The sequence below is a fragment of the Pseudomonas sp. Marseille-Q5299 genome, from assembly GCF_943737035.1.
In the GTDB taxonomy this organism is placed as follows: Bacteria; Pseudomonadota; Gammaproteobacteria; order Pseudomonadales; family Pseudomonadaceae; genus Aquipseudomonas; species Aquipseudomonas putida_E.
Map to the genome: position 1 here is coordinate 485,827 of NZ_CALSFR010000004.1, position 18,887 is coordinate 504,713.

An 18,887-nucleotide genomic window follows, 5' to 3' on the forward strand; every position below is an offset into this window, starting at 1 on the left:
ACGCAGCGCAGGTTTGAACAGGGCAGCTGCAAGCGTGGTCGAGGCCGATGATCCGGCGAAATGAACGATGGAACAAATGAATAACCATCGTTAGCATCGATGGATCATGTGGCAGGGCAGGGGGTTGGGATGCGCTTTTCGCTGGAGCAATTGCAGGTGTTCGTCGCCGCAGTACAGGCGGGCTCGTTTTCGGCAGCGGCGCGGCGCCTGGGGCGTACCCAGTCCACCGTCAGCGCTGCAATCAGCAACCTGGAAACCGACCTGGGCGTGGAGTTGTTCGACCGCAGCAGCCGCATTCCGGCATTGACCGCCGCCGGGCATAAACTGCTGCTGCGGGCCGAGGGCATCCTTGAGCGTTGCTATGCCCTGGAGGGCAGCGCCGACAACCTGGCGCAGCAGGCCGAGCCTGCGCTCACGCTCGCCATCGAGGTGCCGTATGGGTCACTGATCCCGGTGTTCAAAGCGTTCGATCAGGCGTTCCCCTTCGTCGACTTGCTGATTCGCCACCCGGTGCACGGCGATGTCAGCGAAATGGTGCTTAAGGGTGAGGCAGACCTTGGCATCGCTTTTTCCCAGCCGGGCTACCCGCCTGCATTGGCCTTCCAGCAGCTGGGCAAACTGATCATGGCTCATGTCTGCCACGCCACCCACCCGCTGGCGCAACTGCAAACCTGCACCTTCGCCGACCTGCACGCCCACCGCCGCCTGGCCTTCTTCGCCCACGCGCAAAAGCTGCCCAGCAGCGAATACTTGCGTACCGCGCAGCTCTGGCAGGCCGAGAGCTACCTGGCGCTGGTGGAAATGGTGCGCGGTGGCCTGGGTTGGGCGACCCTGCCACGGCAGTTGGTGCAGCGGGAGCTGGGTGCCGGTGAGCTGATCGAGTTGCAGCTGCAGGCCTATCCGCACACCGACTGGTTGGTCGGCGTCGACCTGCTTTGGCATCAGCAGCGCCGGCCGGGCAGGGCTGCCCTGTGGTTGCGCGATTGCCTGCAGCGCACCAAGGTGTTCGAGCTGGACCGGCGCGGCATGCCTACCACGTTGTAGGCGCCATGTGCTGAGCCTGCCAGGCGCGCTGGCCTGCTGCCGATGATTGCAATGTCGTCTACATTTCAACAAACCTCTACACCGCAAAGGATGCTCTCATGGCCAAGTTGAACGCTCTGATTGTCGCTGTAACGTCAGTGGCATTGCTCGCGGCGTCGGGCGCTGCGCTCGCCGACCCGGGTAACGGCAAAGGCAACGGTAATGGCAACGATAAGGGGCATGGGCAAGGCAAGGGGCAGGCTCCGCATGCCCAAGGGCAAGGCAACGCTGGCGGCAAAAAGGGTGGCTCGGGTAGCGATGACTGGCATGGCGGGCCCTCGATCGACCGGGGGGATGTGCTGGGCATTCTGGGTGGCCACCGCAGTTATTGGAGCCCGGGCCCCGCATTGCCGCCGGGCATCCAGAAAAACCTGGCGCGCGGCAAGCCGCTGCCGCCTGGTATCGCCAAGAAGCTCGATGGCCGGCTGCTTGGGCAGTTGCCGCATTACGACGGATACGAGTGGATGCAGGCCGGGGTTGACCTGATCCTGGTAGCTGTCGCCACGGGGATCATTTATGAGGTGGTGAACGGGGCGTTCGATTGAAGTGGCTGAAGCGGCGCTTTCAACCCATCTTCAAGCGTGCCGTGGTCGTGTTGACCACCTCGCTCGGGCGCCGCTCTAGCGTTTTGTTGGCTACCCCAAACGGCACATGCACCATCGGCAAATCCCCTGCCGCCGACATCAGATGGCTGCGCTGGTCATCGAAGAACATGTGTGGTTTGAGAATCGACAGCACGCGGCTCTTCTCCATTCCCCCAAGAAAGAACGATTCATCCGGTGAAACACCCCAGTCCTTCAAGGTCGTCACCACCCGTTCATGTGACGGGGCATTGCGCGCGGTGACGATGGCGATACGCAGGATGCGTTTGTATGCCGGGTCCTGCACCAGCTTCTGATCTTCGAGCGTGCGAATCAGCGAAAGCTTGCGATACAGGTCCGCCAACGGCCCCGGCTGGTGCGGAATGGCCTTGTGCGCATGTTCATGGGCCTGGAATTCATTCAGGTCCTGGCGCTCTTTGTACACGCTCTCCGCTTCGTCATCGGCAATCACCCCATCGAAGTCGAAGGCCACCCGCAATTCGGTGTCGATCTCGTCATCATAGATCTTGCTCGGCAGCACCAGGCCGGCGGGGTAGTCGGCGTCGATGGCACGCTGCACGTCACCTTCGTGGGCGCTGAGAAACAGCGAGGCGTTGAAGGCGGGGATGTATTCGTAGGGCGAGCGGCCGGACATGAATGCGGCACGGGTGATGTCCAGGCCGTAATGGGCGATGGAGCGGAACACCCGCAGGCCGGTTTCGGGTGAGTTGCGCGACAGCAGCACCACTTCTACCGGCAACTGCTCGGGGAAGGCCTTGTTGATGCTCAGGAAGCGGCGGATGAAGGGGAATGCCACGCCTTTGGGGAAGGGTACGTCGAGGTTGGCTTCCTGGTGCAGGCGGTAGGCTTCCACGCCATCTGTCTGGTAGATATCGTCCGAGACGGTCAGGTCGAACAGTGCACTTGAGGCGACGCCGACGACGAGTTTCTGTTCGATGGGGTAGGGCATGGCGGGCTTCCTGGTGATGGTGCAGGGGCGCCTTGTCAGCAGGCTAGGCTCGAATCCTAGCAAACCCGGGCACCTACCGTCACAGACCCTGACCTGCAGCAAGTCCTGCGGCCAAACCACCACTATGCTGAACCCTTCAACTCAAGCTCACTCAGGTAATCAAGGAGGCATTCATGAAAGCTGCAGTTGTTGCAAAAGGGCGCCGTGTGGAGGTGGTGGAAAAAAAACTGCGCTCGCTTGCGCACGGTGAAGCGTTGCTGAAGATGCAGTGCTGTGGCGTGTGCCACACCGACCTGCACGTCAAGAATGGCGATTTCGGTGACAAGACCGGTGTGATCCTCGGCCACGAAGGGATTGGCGTGGTGGTGGAGGTAGGGCCGGGCGTCACTTCGCTCAAGCCGGGCGACCGGGCCAGCGTGGCGTGGTTCTTCCAGGGCTGTGGGCACTGCGAGTACTGCAACAGCGGTAACGAAACGCTGTGCCGTGAGGTGAAGAACTCGGGCTATACCGTCGACGGCGGCATGGCCGAGGCGTGCATCGTGGTGGCCGACTACGCGGTAAAGGTGCCCGACGGGCTCGACTCGGCTGCCGCCAGCAGCATCACCTGCGCTGGTGTGACCACCTACAAAGCGGTGAAATCGTCCAACATCCGCCCCGGGCAGTGGATTGCGGTTTACGGCCTCGGTGGGCTGGGCAACCTGGCCCTGCAGTATGCGAAGAATGTCTTCAACGCCCGGGTCATCGCGATCGATGTGAATGATGAGCAACTGGCGTTCGCCCGTGAAATGGGCGCCGACCTGGTGGTCAATGCGCGCAGTGAGGATGTAGCCAAAGTCATCCAGGCGCAAACCGGTGGCGCGCATGCGGCCGTGGTGACGGCAGTGTCGAAAAGCGCGTTCAACTCTGCGGTCGATGCGCTGCGTGCCGGTGGCCGGCTGGTGGCTGTCGGGCTGCCGCCGGAGGCCATGAGCCTGGACATTCCGCGGCTGGTGCTCGATGGCATCGAAGTGGTCGGGTCACTGGTCGGTACCCGCCAGGACCTGGCTGAAGCCTTTGAATTTGCCGCGCAAGGCAAGGTGGTGCCGAAGGTGACGCTGCGGCCGATCGAAGACATCAACGACATTTTCGAAGAGATGCTGGCAGGTAAGATCAAGGGTCGGATGGTGATCAACTTCGCGGATTGAGCAGTGCCCTGTCAGGTGCATGGGGCGGGGTTTTCAGCGCTGTCTGGATCGAGCGCCAGAACACCCGAGCCATGCACCCGTCACTGTCTTCAACCTTGGCAACATCACCAGGTGATCGGCTGACCGTCCCACGCCCAGAAGCTGCCACTGTCCGCCGGCCCAAGCCGGCCAATCTGCTCCAGGATGCACTGCGCCGCGAACGCAGGTTCAAACAATTGCTCGGCGGGCACATTGGCCTGAAACGGTTGGGAAAGCTGCGTATCGGTAGTGCCGGGGTGCAGCACCAGCACCGTGGAAGCTGGGTTGATGCGTTTGAGTTCGATGCTTGCCGTATGCAGCAACTGGTTCAACGCGGCCTTGCTGGCGCGGTAGCTGTACCAGCCGCCCAGGCGATTGTCGCCGATGGACCCGACCCTGGCCGACAGCGCGGCAAAGGTGCAGGGCTGCTTGCGCAGCAGCGCCAGCAGGTGCTTGAGCAGCAGCACCGGCGCGAACGCGTTGGTCGCGAAGCTGGCCTGCAGGCCAGCCAGGTCGAGTTGGGCCAGGGCCTTTTCCGCCTTGGCACCGTCGCGCTGCAGAATGCCCAAGGTGCTTATGACCAGATCAAGGTGCGTGCAGGTGCGGCCGACCTCACGGGCCAGTGCTTCAAGGGACTGTTCGTTGCGGGCGTCGCAATCGATGCACACCAGGCGCTCGCCATGTGCAGCGGCGAGCGCGGCCAGGGCTTCGCTGCCCCTGGCCTGGCGCGACACCGCCCACACCCGCGCCATGTCATCGCGTGCCAGCAGCTGTTTACAAAGCGCCAGGCCGATGCCCTGGCTGGCGCCGCAGATGAGTGCGTTCAGCGTCATGGTGCAGCGGCCCTATTCGCTTGCCAGGCGCTTGAGCAGCGCCGTGGCCACCGCCTCGGACGATGCCGGGTTCTGCCCGGTGATCAGGTGCCCGTCCTCGACCACATGGCTTGCCCAGTCCGGGCCCTTGGAATACTCACCGCCATTGCGCTTGAGCATGTCCTCGACCAGAAATGGCACCACATCGGTCAGCCCGACCGCGTCTTCCTCGCTGTTGGCGAACCCGGTCACTTTCTTGCCCTTGACCGCAGGATGGCCGTCTGGCGCGTTGACGTTCTTGAACACACCCGGCGCATGGCACACGGCGGCAATCGGTTTGTTGGACGCATAGAAGGCTTCGAGCAGCGTCTTGGAGTCCTTGTCCTCGGCCAGGTCCCACAGCGGCCCATGGCCACCGGGATAAAACACGGCGTCGAAGTCGTAAGGGTCGATTTCGCTCAGCGGTACTGTGTCGGCCAATGCCATCTGCCCCTCGGTGTCACTGCGAAAACGCCGGGTCGCATCGGTTTGCGCATCGTCCTCGTCGCTCTTGGGGTCCAGCGGCGGCTGCCCGCCTTTGGGCGAGGCGAGGGTGACGTCGGCGTTGGCGTCGATGAACACGTAGTAAGGTGCGGCGAACTCCTCCAGCCAGAAGCCGGTTTTTTTGCCGGTGTCGCCCAACTGATCGTGGGATGTCAGCACCATCAGGATCTTTTTCATCTGAGCCTGTTCTCCAAACATGAATGGGCAGCGCGCGGTTCGCCCTGCATTACTGTGGGAGGGCTGCGCAGGGCAGACGTTCCCTGCGCAGCAGCATCCTGTGTTGTCAGCTTTGCGCAGTCTGCGGCCATACCACGGCCTGGCAAAGCAAGTATGTCCGATATCCTGCGGCAGAATGCAGCATCGCCCTTGCTGGTGATGCAGGCGCTGCGGTGTATGGCACCGGCTTTGCCGGTGATCGCCGGCAAGCCGGCTCCTACAGGAGTGGCGTCAGCTGTAGAAATTGGATAAGCCAGTGCCCCGCAAGGTGGTGAAACGGGTTGGATGCCATGCCTTATGGCCGGCGCCGTACCTCGTGTGTGTGCCGGCTTGCCGGCGATCACCGGCGAAGCCGGTGCCTGTCGAGCTTCAGCCGTTACGCCGGCCTGGCCCTCGTGGTTGACGCTACCCCTACGCCATCCCGTTGCGCCCATGGGCCAGGAAGCCTGCACGCTCGCTCAACCGTTGGTAGTAATCCCGCACCGCCGGCAGGTGAGGGTGCTCGAAGGGCGTTTCGAACCAGCGATTGACCGAAAGCCCGATGGGGATATCGGCCAGCGTAAAGCTGTCACCGGCCACATAAGCACCGGTCGCAGCCAGCTGCTGCTCGAGGATTCGCATATGGCGCGACCAGTCCGCGCAGCCGGCGGCCAGCGCCTGGGCATCCTGGTGCGCGGGTGAGTGACGCACCAGCGACATGAACGCATAGCTCCACGAGCGGTTCAGGTCCGAGGCCTGCCAGTCGATCCATTGATCCACCCTGGCCCTGGCCGTGGCCTCGGTGGGGTACACCAGTGCATCGCCATAACGCGTGGCCAGGTAGCGGATGATGGTGTTGGATTCCCACAGCGTAAAGTCGCCGTCCTGAATCACTGGGACCATGGCGTTGGGGTTCAGGGCCAGGAAGGCGGGCGTGTCGGTGGGCTGGAAGCCTGCGCCCCAGTCTTCGCGCTCGAAGGGAATATCGAACTCGATGCAGGCCCAGAGGACCTTGCGCACGTTGATGGAAGAATCCCTGCCCAATATCCGTAGCATGCTGTAGTCCTTTTCCGGGAAGAGCCGATCGTCAACCACGGCACTTCTTCGGTCAAGCGTAAAGCGCAATGGGCAGTAGCGGCCATGCACCCCCACCTAGGCACCGATTCGGTCCCCGGCGAGACGGCCGTTACCGAGGCCTTGCAGCCTTGGTGTTACGCCCATTCTGGCGTTTAGCATTTGAATGGATCGCGGGCAAGAAGCCCGGCAGCCGGCTACGCTCACTACTTGAGAAACATTCTGCAACATTAGGCCAGCAGGCCCTGAAGGATCACGTTCACCGCTGCTGATGGATGGTCGCGCTGGTTTGGCAGGTCGCCCCATGGGGGGCCGCAAAACACAGGTTGCCGCAAGCAATCTGTGCAACTCCAAGCGGAGGATCATCATGCTCAGGAAATGCTTGTTGGCTTTGGCCATCGGGGCTGTGTTGTCGGCTTCGGCGGTATTGGTGCCTGACACTATCGGCAATACTTCGAATGCGTATGCGAAGGATGGTGGTGGTGGTGGTGGTGGTGGTGGTGGTGGTGGTGGTGGCCATGGTGGCGGTGGTGGCGGTGGTGGCGGCCACGGTGGGGGTAGCGGTGGTGGTGGCCACGGCGGTGGGGGAGGTCACGGAGGCGGCGGTCACGGCGGTGGGGGGCATGGAGGCGGCAGCGGTGGCAGTGGCGCAGGCCACGGCGGTAGCGGCCACAGCGGTGATGGCGGCGGTCATGCTAGCTCAGGTCGCGGTGAAAGTGGCCGCAACGGGGCGGATGATGGGGCCAACCATGAAGCGAATCACGAAGCCAGTCATGGTGTGGGTGAGGCCCACGGCGTAGGGCATGGTGCTGATGATGGGGTCAATCATGATGTCGGGGATGATCATGGAGGTGATCGGACCTGACATTCACTCACCTCATGCAGCCCGATCCTGTCGCCGGCAACCCGGCCACAGGCACCCCGCTGCATGTCAGCTGTTGCAGGCCTCATCGCTGGAATGTTTGCGTAGCCATGCCAGTGATGAGAAGCACCCGTCAGACGCGGAACTGGTCCATCAACCCCTGCTGCTGGTTGGCCAGGCTGTTGAGCGACTGGCTGACCCGCGCCGACTCGTTGGCCTGCCCGGACAACGACTCGGTGACATCGCGGATGGTCGCGACATTGCTGTTGATCTCTTCGGCCACTGCGCTCTGTTCTTCGGCGGCGGAGGCGATCTGCAGGTTCATGTCGGTGATCACGGTCACGGCCTGGCCGATGCGCTGCAGCGCGGTGACGGCCTGGCCGACCTGCTCCACACCGCCCTGGGCCTGGCGGTGGCTGTTGTCCATGGCGCCGACCACCTCGCGGGTGCCGGCCTGCAGGGCTTCGATGACCTGGCGGGTTTCTTCCACCGACTCCTGGGTGCGCTGGGCCAGGTTGCGCACTTCATCGGCGACCACGGCGAAGCCACGGCCGGCCTCACCGGCACGGGCGGCTTCGATGGCGGCATTGAGTGCCAGCAGGTTGGTCTGCTCGGCGATCGAGCGGATCACCTCCAGCACCGAGCCGATCTTCTCGCTGTTGTGGGCCAGCCCTTCGACCTCGGCCATCGCATGGCTCATGTCTGCTGCCAGTGTGTCGATGCTGCGGGTGGTGCGGTCGATCACCGCCAGGCCTTCGCGGGTCGCCTGGTCTGCTTCACGGGCGGCCTGTGCAGCCTGTGCGGCGCTGCGGGCGACATCCTGGGCCGTGGCGCTCATTTCGTGCGAGGCGGTGGCCGCCTGGTCGACCTGGCGGTATTGCTGTTCCATGCCGGCGCTGGTTTGCGTGGCAATCGCCGAGGACTGGTCGGCGGTGCTGCGGGCCGCCTGCACCGAGCGTTTGACCTCGGCGATGGTCGGCTGCAGTTTGTCCAGGAAGCGGTTGAACCAGCCGGCCAGTTCGCCGAGCTCGTCCTGTTTGTCATAGGTCAGGCGGCGGGTGAGGTCGCCTTCACCACTGGCGATGTCCTTGAGCATGGCCGCCACCCCGAGGATCGGCCGGGTCACGCCACGGGCCATCAGCCACACCAGCAGCAGGCCGGCAATCGCAGCGCCCAGGCCAAGGCCCAGCTCCAACAGGGTGCCGCTGGTGTTCAGGGCGTCGAGCTCTTGTTTCAGCGCCTCGGCCGGCCCGGTCAGGGCGTTTTCCGGCACATCCAGCAGCACACCCCATGGCTGGGCGCCAGGGATCGGCTGGAACGCCGCGAGTACCTTGAGGCGTTGCTGGTCGTGGTGGACGCTCAATTTACCTTCGGCCAGCTTGCGTACCAGTTCGGCGCCTTTGCTGGTGTCAACTTGGTCAAAACGCTGGGCCAGCTTGCTGGCATCGGCACTGTAGCCGGCCAGCAGGCCCACGGGGCTGAGAATGCCGACCGTGGTGCGGCCTTCGTACAGGCTACGGCTGGCTTCCTGGCTCAGGGCCTGCAGGCTGTTGAGGTTGATGTCGATGGACAGGGTGGCGATCACCTTGCCGTTGACCGCCAGCGGGAACACGATGCTGGTCATCAGCACGCGGTGGCCGTCGATGTCGTAGAAGTACGGCTCCACCACGCAGACCTTGCCGCTGCTGCGCGGGCACACCCACCAAGTGTTGGCGGGCTGGCCGCTGGGGCCGATCTCGGTGTTGGCCATGTCGTGCTCGGGCAGGGCCATGGCGGTCAGCTGGCCCACGCGCGGCTGCGACCAGTACAGGGCGAAGCGGCCGGTCTCGTTGCTGCCAAGCTCGGCTTGGCCGGTGAAGAGGCTGTCCTTGCCGTCCAGGGCATTGGGTTCGAACACCAGTGACAGGCCCAGCAGGTCGGGGTTGGCCTGCAGGGCTGCACGAACCTGGCGGGTCATGTCTTCGCGCAGGTCGTAGGCATCCAGGAAGCGCTTTTCCGCCTGTTCACGCAGGAACAGCACCTGGCGGGCGAACCCGGCGCCGTACTGGTAGGCATCCATGAACTGGCGGCTGATGTTCAAGGCCTGGACCTCGCCTTGCGACTCAATGCGCGCCTGCGCTGCCTCACTGAGCATCTTCTCGCTGCTGGCTTTGACCAGGTCCGAGCTGTGGTCCATGCGGTACAGCGAAAGGCCGACGAGCAGTGTGACGATGCTGGCCAGGCACAGGCCGGCAAGCAGGGTGATCTTCCACTGGATGGAAAGTTGTCGCAAAGGCATGGGGCGTCCCTTTTTTGAGGGTAAGGGTTTGGCTTTGGATCTTGGGTGGGGCTCAATCCCTCTGCTATATCGGCGGCCCCGGTTTTTTCTTTATTCAAACATTCAATTTAAATTTGCCGGCCCGCGTAATACGCCGCCGCCTGGCGCTTTTGACATCTGTGCGCCAGTGCTGCAGAGTGCGCGCTTTTTGTCTGCAGCTACGAGGAAAGCCAAACCATGAATGCAGTGATTGCCGCGGTAGGCATCATGCTGATACTCAGCCTGTCGCGCGTGCACGTGGTCATCGCCTTGATCATCGGCGCCCTGGCCGGTGGCCTGGTCGGTGGCCTGGGCATCGAGGGCACGCTCAAGGCCTTCAACGGCGGCCTGGGCGGTGGCGCCACGGTGGCGTTGTCCTACGCCTTGCTCGGCGCCTTTGCCGTGGCGATTGCCAAGTCCGGCCTGGCCCACGCTCTGGCCGACCGTGCGCTGGCGATGATCGACCGCCAGGGCCATGCCAGCGGCGGCAAGGTCAAGTGGCTGCTGATCGGCCTGATGCTGGTGGTGGCGGTGTCGTCGCAGAACATCCTGCCCATCCACATCGCCTTCATCCCGCTGCTGGTGCCGCCGCTGCTGTACGTGCTGACCCGTCTGCGCATCGACCGCCGGCTGATCGCCTGCGTGATCACCTTTGGCCTGATCACGCCGTACATGTTCCTGCCGGTAGGGTTTGGCAACATCTTCCTCAACGAGATCCTGCTGGCCAACGTTGCCCGCGCAGGCGTGGACGTGAGCGATGTCAACGTCACCCATGCCATGGCCATTCCGGCGGCGGGCATGCTGGCCGGGCTGCTGTTGGCGGTGTTCTTCAGCTACCGCAAGAAGCGTGACTATGACCTGGCGCGCATCGAGCAGGTCGAGCAGGCCAGCGTGCAGTACAACCCGCTGACCCTGCTGGTGGCGGGGCTGGCGATCGCTGCGGCGTTCATCGTCCAGCTGTGGCTGGACTCGATGATCATCGGTGCCATGGTCGGTTTCCTGATCTTCTCGCTGTCGGGCATCGTGCGCTGGAAAGACACCGACGGCCTGTTCACCGAAGGCATGAAGATGATGGCCATGATCGGGTTCATCATGATCGCAGCTTCGGGGTTCGCCGAGGTGCTCAAAGCCACTGGCGAGGTCAACGGCCTGGTACAAACTTCGGCGCAATGGATCGACCACAGCAAGGGCGTTGGTGCCTTGCTGATGCTGTTGGTGGGGTTGCTGGTGACCATGGGCATCGGTTCGTCGTTCTCGACGGTGCCGATTCTGGCGGCGATCTTCGTGCCGCTGTGCGTGCAGCTGGGCTTCGACCCGCTGGCCACGGTGTGCATCGTCGGCACCGCCGGTGCCTTGGGCGATGCAGGCTCGCCGGCATCGGACTCGACCCTTGGGCCAACCTCGGGGCTCAACGTCGATGGCCAGCATCACCATATCTGGGACACCGTGGTACCGACGTTCATCCACTACAACCTACCACTGATGGCGTTTGGCTGGCTGGCGGCGATGACGCTCTAGCGCATCAGCCCTTGTCGGGCGGCGGGGAAATGCGGTTGAGGACGGTGCTGCCGTCCTTGCTGCGGGTCAGGTACACCGGCAGCACCTTGGGCAGGTTGTCCACCAGGCGCTTGACTTCACGGGTGTTGTAGATGCCGCTGATGCGGATGCGGCCGGTGCTGGCATCGGCCAGCAGCAGGGGCGCATCGAGGTAGCGGTTGATCACTGGCAGTGCCTGTTCGAGGCTGAGGTTGTCGAGCACCAGCTTGCCGCTGCGCCAGGCCAGGCTGTTGCCATAGTCTTCGCTCTGGGCCAACTGCGGCTCGAAGTCGCCGGTGCGATAACTGGCCTGCATGCCTGGGCCAAGGCGGTAGCCGCCGGTGCTGCCGTCGCTGCTGACCAGCACCGAACCCTGTACCAGGGTGACCTTGACCTGGTCCTGATACTTCCACACGTTGAACTGGGTGCCAGTGACCCGGGTCTGGCCGTGGCCGGCACGGACGATGAAGGGGTGGGTGCTGTCATGCTGCACCTTGAAGAACGCCTCGCCTCGCTTGAGCGTGACCTGGCGCTGGTCCTTGTAGTTGAAGTAGGTCAGTTCGGTGTTGAGGTTGAGCTCCACCGTGCTGCCGTCGCTCAGCTGCACGGTCCGCGCCTGGTCGCCTGCTTCAACGTGCTGGTAGTGGTTGGGCAGCCAGCCCTGCTCCCAGCCAACCCAGCCCGCTAGCGGCAACACCAGCAGGGCGATGGCTGCTGCCGAGGCCATGGGCCGCCAGTGGCGGCGTTGCCGCGCCATAGTGCGTACAGGTGGGTTGAAATCGATGACCGTGGCGTTGCGCGGCAGCAGGTCGGCGGTCTGCCAGATTTCCAGCATCGCCTGGTATTCATCGGCGTGGCGCGGGTCCGCTGCCAACCAGCGTGCGAATGTTTCACGCTCGGCCTGGGTGCAATCGTCGGCGTGCAGGCGCATGCACCACTGCGCGGCGGCGTCGGTGATGGCATCGTCTGGGCTGGGATTGAGGCGGTCTTGGTTCATTGCGGCTCCGGGTTTTGCGCATTCTACCCCTGCGAGGGGCCTCCCGAGAACCAAGGTAATGGCGAATGACTATCAGTTATGTGTGTTTTGATCGGTTTCGCCCGGATTTTCCAGCGTTTGAGAACCCTTCCCGGCACCCACCTGGCGTATGGCCCTGGGCTATTCCCATAGCCCCCTAACGAAAGCTTTGACATTTGCTGCCTAGGCAGTAATATTTTTACACAATTGCCCGAGCTGCTGCCGATGTCCCATTTCACCCCGCAAAACTTCCAGTCCTGCGCCATCGGCATGCTGCTGGGCCGCGCGGCGATCCTCAAGGACCGCATTCTCGACTGGCACCTCGAATCAGAAGGCGTTACCGCCGCGCAGTTCAAAGTGTTGATCATCGTCACCCAGTACCAGGTGGATACGCCGGCCGAGCTGTGCCGCTACCTGGGCCTGGACAGCGGCTCGATGACCCGCATGCTCGACCGCCTCGAGCACAAGGGCCTGATCTTGCGCAACCGCTGCGCCGACGACCGTCGCCAGGTACGCCTGGCCCTGACCGCCGAAGGCCAACGCCTGGCCGACCGCTTGCCCGAGATCGGCGCGGCGGCGATGAACGAACTGGTCGGCGTGCTGCAGCCTGACGAACTCAAGACCCTTGAAGGCCTGCTGGCCAAGGTCCTGCTCGGTGCCGGCGACCCTCTGACGATCCGCCGCTTCGGCGATCGTTGATTCCTGTTTCATATTCCAAGGTATTGTCATGGCCAATAACGCAGACACCTCAACTCCCTCCGCCGCACCCGAACCGTCGCGCAAGCGCAAAGTCTGGCTGCTTGGCCTGTTGCTGGTGGTGCTGCTTGCCGGCGCTGGCGCCTGGGCCTGGTACAGCCTGATCGGGCGCTGGCACGAAAGCACCGACGACGCCTACGTCAACGGCAATGTGGTGGAGATCACCCCGCTGGTCACCGGCACCGTCACCAGCATCGGCGCCGATGACGGCGACCTGGTGCATGCTGGCCAGGTGCTGTTGCAGTTCGACCCGGCCGACAGCGAGGTGGCCCTGCAGGCCGCGCAAGCCAATTTGGCCCGTACGGTGCGCCAGGTGCGTGGCCTGTACAGCAACGTCGATTCCCTCAAGGCCCAGTTGCAGACACGCCAGGCCGAGCTGCAGAAGGCCCGGCAGAACTACAACCGGCGCAAGGTGCTGGCTGACAGCGGTGCGATCGCTGCTGAAGAAATCTCCCATGCCCGCGATGACCTGACCGTGGCCCAGGCCGCCGTCAACAGCGCGCGCCAGCAGCTCAATACCAGCACGGCGCTGGTGGACGACACGGTGGTGTCTTCGCACCCCGAGGTCATGGCCGCCGCCGCCGACCTGCGCCAGGCTTACCTGGACCACGCACGCACCACGCTGGTGGCGCCAGTCACCGGTTACGTCGCCAAACGTACCGTGCAGCTCGGCCAGCGTTTGCAGCCGGGCACCGCGACCATGGCAGTCATCCCGCTGGACGAGGTGTGGATCGACGCCAACTTCAAGGAAACCCAGCTGCGCGACATGCGTATCGGCCAACCCGTGGAAATCAGCGCCGACCTGTACGGCAGCGACGTGAAATACAGCGGCACCGTCGACAGCCTGGGCGCCGGCACCGGCAGCGCGTTCGCCTTGCTGCCGGCACAGAACGCCACCGGCAACTGGATCAAGATCGTCCAGCGTGTACCGGTGCGCATTCACCTCAGCCCGGACCAGCTCAAGGCCCACCCGCTGCGCATTGGCCTGTCCACGGTGGTCGAGGTCGACTTGCACGATCAGAGCGGCCCGGCCCTGGCCCAACAGCCGCCGCAGCAGGCCAGCTACACCACCCAGGTGTACGACCGTCAGTTGGACGAAGCTGACCATCTGATCGCTCGGCTGATCCACGACAACAGCGCCCCTGGCAAGACGGCGCAACGATGAGTAACAACGCTGCGGCGCAGTTCACCCCGCCGAGCCTGCTGCTGACCACCATAGGCCTGTCGCTGGCGACGTTCATGCAGGTGCTCGACACCACCATCGCCAACGTGGCCTTGCCGACCATTTCCGGCAACCTGGGGGTGAGTTCCGAGCAGGGTACCTGGGTGATCACCTCGTTTGCGGTGAGCAATGCCATCGCGTTGCCGCTGACCGGTTGGCTCAGCCGGCGCTTCGGTGAGGTCAAGCTGTTCATCTGGGCCACGCTGCTGTTCGTACTGGCGTCTTTCCTCTGCGGTATCTCGCAGTCGATGCCGGAGCTGGTGGGCTTTCGTGTGCTGCAGGGGGTGGTGGCCGGGCCGCTTTACCCGATGACCCAGACCTTGCTGATTGCCGTCTACCCGCCGGCCAAACGGGGGATGGCACTGGCGTTGCTGGCGATGGTCACGGTGGTGGCGCCGATTGCCGGGCCGATCCTGGGCGGGTGGATAACCGACAGTTACAGCTGGCCGTGGATCTTCTTCATCAACGTGCCGATCGGCTTGTTCGCTGCCGCAGTGGTGCGCCAGCAGATGCGAGCACGGCCGGTGGTGACCAGCCGCCAGCCCATGGACTACATCGGCCTGCTGACCTTGATTGTCGGTGTGGGCGCATTGCAGGTGGTGCTCGACAAGGGCAATGACCTGGACTGGTTCGAGTCGTCGTTCATCATCATCGGCAGCCTGATTTCGGTCGTGTTCCTGGCGATATTCATCATCTGGGAGCTGACTGACCGCCACCCGGTGGTCAACCTGCGGCTGTTCGCGCACCGTAATTTCCGCATCGGTACCATTGTGCTGGTGGGGGGCTATGCAGGCTTTTTCGGCATCAACCTGATCCTGCCCCAGTGGCTGCAGACGCAGATGGGCTACACCGCCACCTGGGCAGGCCTGGCAGTGGCACCGATCGGCCTGCTGCCGGTGATCATGTCGCCGTTCGTGGGCAAGTACGCGCAGCGTTTCGACTTGCGGGTGCTGGCGGGGTTGGCGTTCCTGGCCATCGGTGCCAGCTGCTTCATGCGCGCGGGCTTCACCAACGAGGTGGACTTCCAGCACATTGCCCTGGTGCAGCTGTTCATGGGGATTGGTGTGGCGCTGTTCTTCATGCCGACCTTGAGCATCCTGCTGTCGGACCTGCCACCGCACCAGATCGCCGACGGGTCTGGCCTGGCGACGTTCCTGCGCACGTTGGGCGGCAGCTTTGCGGCGTCGTTGACCACGTGGATCTGGATCCGCCGGGCGGACCAGCATCATGCCTACCTGAGCGAGAACATCAGCCAGTTCGACCCGGCGACGCGGCACACGCTGGAGCAACTGGGCGGGGCAAACCCGCAAAGCTATGCGCAGCTGGAGCAGATACTCAACGGGCAGGCCTACATGATGTCGACGGTGGATTACTTCACCTTGATGGGCTGGGTGTTTGCCGGGTTGATTCTGCTGGTGTGGTTGGCCAAGCCGCCGTTTGCTGCCAAGGCGGGGCCGGCTTCAGCGGGGCATTGAGCAGGCGCGGTTTTGGGGGCGGCGCTCAATTTTGCGCAAGCGGTTGGCGCACGCTCTTTCGCCGCGACGCGCTATGCTTGGCCCATGAGCACAGCACTTGCCTTACGCCAACCTTGCCCACCTGGCGCCTGTGACTGCGGCCGCGAGCACCTGGCCGCGCAGCCGCCTGCGGCCCAGCGCATCCTCCTGCTCACCCGCCAGGAGGAGAAGCGCCTGATCGAGCGGCTGGAAAACCTCAAGGACCTTGAAGACCTGCAGCGCTTGCAGGCCAGGATGTACGAGAACCTGGGCATTCGGCTGCATATCGCGCCCGGTTACAACGAGGTGCGTACCATGCGCGGGATAGTCATCGAGCTCGATGACCAGCCTGGGCTATGCCGCAAGACCCGCCAGTCGATCCCGGCGGCTATACGGCGCGGGTTGGAGCGCAATCCGCAGGTGGCTTATCGCTTGCTGGATACCCATGACTTGCTGAGGGATGCTTGAGCCCCAGAAGTTGTCATGCCCAACCGCTAATTTTTCGGATGTTTCCTACGTCTACCAGAGAGCCGCCCTACGCCAAGCGCGTACCGGCATCCATCACTCAAGGAGACAGGCAATGACTTCCGTTTTCGACCGCGACGATATCCAGTTCCAGGTAGTGGTCAACCACGAAGAGCAATATTCCATCTGGCCCGACTACAAGGCGATCCCCAACGGCTGGCGCGCTGTGGGCAAGAGCGGGCTGAAAAAGGACTGCCTGGCCTACATCGACGAAGTCTGGACCGATATGCGCCCGCTGAGCCTGCGTCAGAAGATGGCGGACGCTGCCGCACAGTGACCGCGCTCAACCTGCTGTGCCTGCCTTATTCCGGGGCCAGCGCCATGGTCTACAGCCGTTGGCGGCGCAAGCTGCCAGCCTGGCTGCAGGTACGCCCGGTCGAGTTGCCCGGGCGCGGCGCGCGCATGGGCGAGCCGCTGCACACCGACATGCAGGCCTTGGCCCGGCAACTGGCAGCCGAACAGCGCCAGGCCGCCGCCGCGCCGTATGCGCTGCTTGGCCATAGCCTGGGGGCGCTGCTGGCCTTCGAGCTGGCCCACGAGCTGCAGGCGCTGGGGTGCCCGTTACCGGTGGCGCTGTTCGCTTGCGGTACTGCGGCGCCCACCCGGCGTGAGGACTACGACGGCAAGAACTGGCGCGACCCCAAGACCGATGACGAGCTGCGCAATGAGCTGCGGGAACTCAATGGCACGCCGGAGGAGGTGCTGGCCAATGCCGAGCTGATGAGCCTGACGTTGCCGATCCTGCGGGCGGATTTCCTGCTCTGTGGCCGTTACAGCTACCGCCCAAGGCCTGCCTTGGCGTGCCCGCTGCATGTGCTGGGCGGGCAAGACGACCGCGCCAGTGAAGAGCAACTGCGGGCCTGGGGCCAGGAAACCCAGGGTGCGTTCACCTTGCACATGTTTCCGGGCAGCCACTTCTTCATCCATGAGCAGGAGGACCGTGTGCTCACGGCGCTGGCTGCAGCATTGGAGCCCCATCGGCTTTGCGCCTGATTGACGTTGCCGCTTGCCTTGGGGATGCTAGGCGTTTTCCCAGGCAAGAGGCAGACAATGCTGATCGATCCTCACCAGGCCACGTTGCTGGTCGTCGACATCCAGGAAAAGCTCATTGGCGCGATGAGCGACGCCGAGGGCACCCGCGCCCGGGCACGCTGGCTGCTGGCAGCATGCGCCGATCTCGCACTGCCGATCGTCATCAGCGAGCAATATCCCAAAGGCCTGGGGCACACCCTGCCCGAGCTTCTCGCCGCCGCCCCTGCAGCTGAAATCGTGGAAAAGACCCATTTTTCCTGCGTTGCGGCCCAGTGCCTGCCAGCCAGCCTGTTGGCGCGCGAGCAAGTAATCGTGTGCGGCATGGAAACCCACGTCTGCGTGCTGCAGACCGTGCTCGGCCTGCTGGGCCTGGGCAAGCAGGTGTTCCTGGTCGAGGATGCCTGCGACAGCCGTACCTTGGCCAACAAGGCTGCAGGGCTTGCGCGGATGCGTCAGGCCGGGGCGCAGGTAGTTACCCGCGAAATGGTGCTGTTCGAGCTCATGGGCAACGCCAGCCACCCGCAATTTCGCCACATCAGCAAGACCTATCTGGTCGGGGAGCAGCCCTGAACGGCCGGCTGCTGGCTGCCGGGTTGATGGCCCTGGCGCTGCTGCAGGGCTGCGCCGGGCGTCGTGAGGAAGAGCCTGAGGCCGACCCTGCCAAGGTGCGTGCCCAACTGGTGCGCTTGTTGCCAGCCCAGGCCAGGGACCGCGAGGGCTGGGCCAGGGATATCCAGGTGGCGTTCGAAGCCCAGCGCATCGCCCCGAGCAAGAGCAACCTGTGTGCGGTGCTGGCGGTGACCGAGCAGGAATCGACCTTCAATGCCGACCCGCAGGTCCCCAACCTTGGGCGCATAGCCCGTGCCGAGGTCGACCGCCGCGCGGCGAGCCTGCATATCCCGCGGTTGCTGGTGGACGGCGCGCTGAATACGGCTTCGGGCAATGGCCAGACGTATCAGCAGCGGCTGCTTGCGGTGCGCAGTGAGAAGCAACTGAGTGCGCTGTACGACGAGTTCATCACCGGCCTGCCGCTGGGCCGGACCTTGCTGGGCGGGCTGAACCCGGTGCACACCGGTGGGCCGATGCAGGTCAGCGTCGAGTTTGCCGAGCAGCATGCCAAGGATTACCCCTACACCTACGACGGCACCATACGCCAGGAGGTCTTCAGCCGTCGTGGCGGCATGTATTTCGGTATCGGCCATTTGCTGGGTTACCCCGCGCACTATGAGCGCCAGCTCTATCGCTTCGCCGACTTCAACGCGGGCTGGTACGCCAGCCGTAATGCCGCGTTTCAGGCGGCCCTGAGCAAGGTGACGGGCGTGCCCTTGGCCCTGGATGGTGACCTGATCGCCCCCGGCGCGATCATGCCCGGCAGCACCGAGCAGGCGGCGCGCAAGCTGGGTGTGAAGCTGGGGCTGCGTAACCCGCAGATCCGCAGCCAGCTGGAACTGGGTGACAGCCTGGCCTTCGAGGACAGCAAGCTGTACAGCGGGGTGTTCGCCCTGGCTGACGCAGCCGCAGGCAAGCCGGTGCCGCGCGCCAAGTTGCCGGGGATCGAACTGAAAAGCCCGAAAATCACCCGCAAGCTGACCACGGCGTGGTTTGCGGGGAGGGTGGATGAGCGGTATCAGCGGTGCATGAAACGCTAGGGCTGTCTGCCCTGGCCCGATCGCCGGCAAACCGGCGATCG

The 18,887-nt window shown here is 63.9% G+C and carries 19 protein-coding genes and 1 pseudogene; 13 read left to right on the forward strand and 7 right to left on the reverse strand.

The features are described from left to right. The first annotated feature begins 129 nt into the window (after positions 1-129). Positions 130-1,044, forward strand: coding sequence for a LysR family transcriptional regulator (locus tag NGJ21_RS15240; protein ID WP_125924833.1), 915 nt, complete (start codon positions 130-132; stop codon positions 1,042-1,044). Positions 1,045-1,142: 98 nt separating this feature from the next. Further along, on the forward strand, positions 1,143-1,628 hold the full coding sequence (locus tag NGJ21_RS15245; RefSeq protein WP_251962332.1) for an anti-virulence regulator CigR family protein: 486 nt from the start codon (positions 1,143-1,145) through the stop codon (positions 1,626-1,628). A 19-nt stretch (positions 1,629-1,647) separates the two neighbouring features. On the opposite strand, the gene NGJ21_RS15250 is transcribed toward NGJ21_RS15245, so the two are convergent. Further along, the gene (locus tag NGJ21_RS15250) at positions 1,648-2,634 is read right to left on the reverse strand and encodes a 5'-nucleotidase (protein ID WP_046785633.1); all 987 of its coding nucleotides are present in this window, start codon (positions 2,632-2,634) and stop codon (positions 1,648-1,650) included. Between the two features lie 173 nt (positions 2,635-2,807). Between NGJ21_RS15250 and adhP the strand changes: the two genes are divergently transcribed. Continuing rightward, positions 2,808-3,818, forward strand: a complete 1,011-nt coding sequence (gene adhP, locus NGJ21_RS15255) for an alcohol dehydrogenase AdhP (RefSeq protein ID WP_119688737.1) — start codon at positions 2,808-2,810, stop codon at positions 3,816-3,818. A gap of 104 nt (positions 3,819-3,922) precedes the next feature. Here the strand turns inward: adhP and NGJ21_RS15260 are convergent, their stop codons facing one another. The 3 genes from NGJ21_RS15260 to NGJ21_RS15270 form a co-directional block, all read right to left on the reverse strand. Further along, positions 3,923-4,669: an SDR family NAD(P)-dependent oxidoreductase gene (locus NGJ21_RS15260; protein ID WP_251962333.1), complete on the reverse strand. Its 747-nt coding sequence runs from the start codon at positions 4,667-4,669 to the stop codon at positions 3,923-3,925. Positions 4,670-4,681: 12 nt separating this feature from the next. Next, a complete protein-coding gene (locus NGJ21_RS15265; RefSeq protein ID WP_251962334.1) occupies positions 4,682-5,368 on the reverse strand; it encodes a type 1 glutamine amidotransferase domain-containing protein in 687 nt (228 codons plus the stop codon). A 450-nt stretch (positions 5,369-5,818) separates the two neighbouring features. Next, the gene (locus NGJ21_RS15270; RefSeq protein WP_125924836.1) at positions 5,819-6,442 is read right to left on the reverse strand and encodes a glutathione S-transferase family protein; all 624 of its coding nucleotides are present in this window, start codon (positions 6,440-6,442) and stop codon (positions 5,819-5,821) included. Between the two features lie 476 nt (positions 6,443-6,918). Between NGJ21_RS15270 and NGJ21_RS15275 the strand changes: the two genes are divergently transcribed. Next, on the forward strand, positions 6,919-7,260 hold the full coding sequence (locus NGJ21_RS15275) for a hypothetical protein (protein ID WP_309298328.1): 342 nt from the start codon (positions 6,919-6,921) through the stop codon (positions 7,258-7,260). A 195-nt stretch (positions 7,261-7,455) separates the two neighbouring features. Here the strand turns inward: NGJ21_RS15275 and NGJ21_RS26090 are convergent, their stop codons facing one another. Both NGJ21_RS26090 and NGJ21_RS26095 read right to left on the reverse strand, forming a co-directional pair. Then, positions 7,456-8,211, reverse strand: coding sequence for a methyl-accepting chemotaxis protein (locus NGJ21_RS26090; RefSeq protein WP_371316831.1), 756 nt, complete (start codon positions 8,209-8,211; stop codon positions 7,456-7,458). A gap of 102 nt (positions 8,212-8,313) precedes the next feature. After that, positions 8,314-9,600 (reverse strand): annotated as a pseudogene (locus NGJ21_RS26095) (methyl-accepting chemotaxis protein); the annotation flags it as partial. 216 nt (positions 9,601-9,816) lie between these two features. On the opposite strand from NGJ21_RS26095, the gene NGJ21_RS15285 reads away from it, so the two are divergent. Continuing rightward, on the forward strand, positions 9,817-11,136 hold the full coding sequence (locus NGJ21_RS15285; protein WP_251962335.1) for a Na+/H+ antiporter family protein: 1,320 nt from the start codon (positions 9,817-9,819) through the stop codon (positions 11,134-11,136). Positions 11,137-11,140: 4 nt separating this feature from the next. Here NGJ21_RS15285 and NGJ21_RS15290 read toward each other — a convergent pair whose 3' ends face one another. Beyond that, positions 11,141-12,151, reverse strand: coding sequence for a FecR family protein (locus NGJ21_RS15290; protein WP_119688742.1), 1,011 nt, complete (start codon positions 12,149-12,151; stop codon positions 11,141-11,143). A 243-nt stretch (positions 12,152-12,394) separates the two neighbouring features. Between NGJ21_RS15290 and NGJ21_RS15295 the strand changes: the two genes are divergently transcribed. From NGJ21_RS15295 to NGJ21_RS15330, 8 genes are all read left to right on the forward strand, one after another. Next, entirely contained in the window at positions 12,395-12,868 is a 474-nt protein-coding gene (locus tag NGJ21_RS15295; RefSeq protein WP_039603231.1) for a MarR family winged helix-turn-helix transcriptional regulator, read from the forward strand. Positions 12,869-12,896: 28 nt separating this feature from the next. Continuing rightward, entirely contained in the window at positions 12,897-14,090 is a 1,194-nt protein-coding gene (locus tag NGJ21_RS15300) for an HlyD family secretion protein (RefSeq protein WP_046785624.1), read from the forward strand. Next, complete coding sequence (locus NGJ21_RS15305) at positions 14,087-15,622, forward strand: DHA2 family efflux MFS transporter permease subunit (protein WP_046785623.1); 1,536 nt, start codon at positions 14,087-14,089, stop codon at positions 15,620-15,622. Before NGJ21_RS15300 ends, NGJ21_RS15305 begins: the two co-directional genes overlap by 4 nt. Positions 15,623-15,706: 84 nt before the next feature. Continuing rightward, on the forward strand, positions 15,707-16,108 hold the full coding sequence (locus tag NGJ21_RS15310) for a hypothetical protein (protein WP_119689145.1): 402 nt from the start codon (positions 15,707-15,709) through the stop codon (positions 16,106-16,108). A 112-nt stretch (positions 16,109-16,220) separates the two neighbouring features. Further along, the gene (locus NGJ21_RS15315; protein ID WP_012313972.1) at positions 16,221-16,442 is read left to right on the forward strand and encodes an MbtH family protein; all 222 of its coding nucleotides are present in this window, start codon (positions 16,221-16,223) and stop codon (positions 16,440-16,442) included. After that, complete coding sequence (locus NGJ21_RS15320; RefSeq protein ID WP_251962336.1) at positions 16,439-17,158, forward strand: thioesterase II family protein; 720 nt, start codon at positions 16,439-16,441, stop codon at positions 17,156-17,158. Before NGJ21_RS15315 ends, NGJ21_RS15320 begins: the two co-directional genes overlap by 4 nt. A gap of 57 nt (positions 17,159-17,215) precedes the next feature. Then, a complete protein-coding gene (locus NGJ21_RS15325) occupies positions 17,216-17,767 on the forward strand; it encodes a hydrolase (protein WP_046785619.1) in 552 nt (183 codons plus the stop codon). Between the two features lie 26 nt (positions 17,768-17,793). Then, positions 17,794-18,846, forward strand: coding sequence for a DUF1615 domain-containing protein (locus NGJ21_RS15330; protein WP_115275181.1), 1,053 nt, complete (start codon positions 17,794-17,796; stop codon positions 18,844-18,846). The last annotated feature ends 41 nt before the right edge of the window (positions 18,847-18,887 follow it).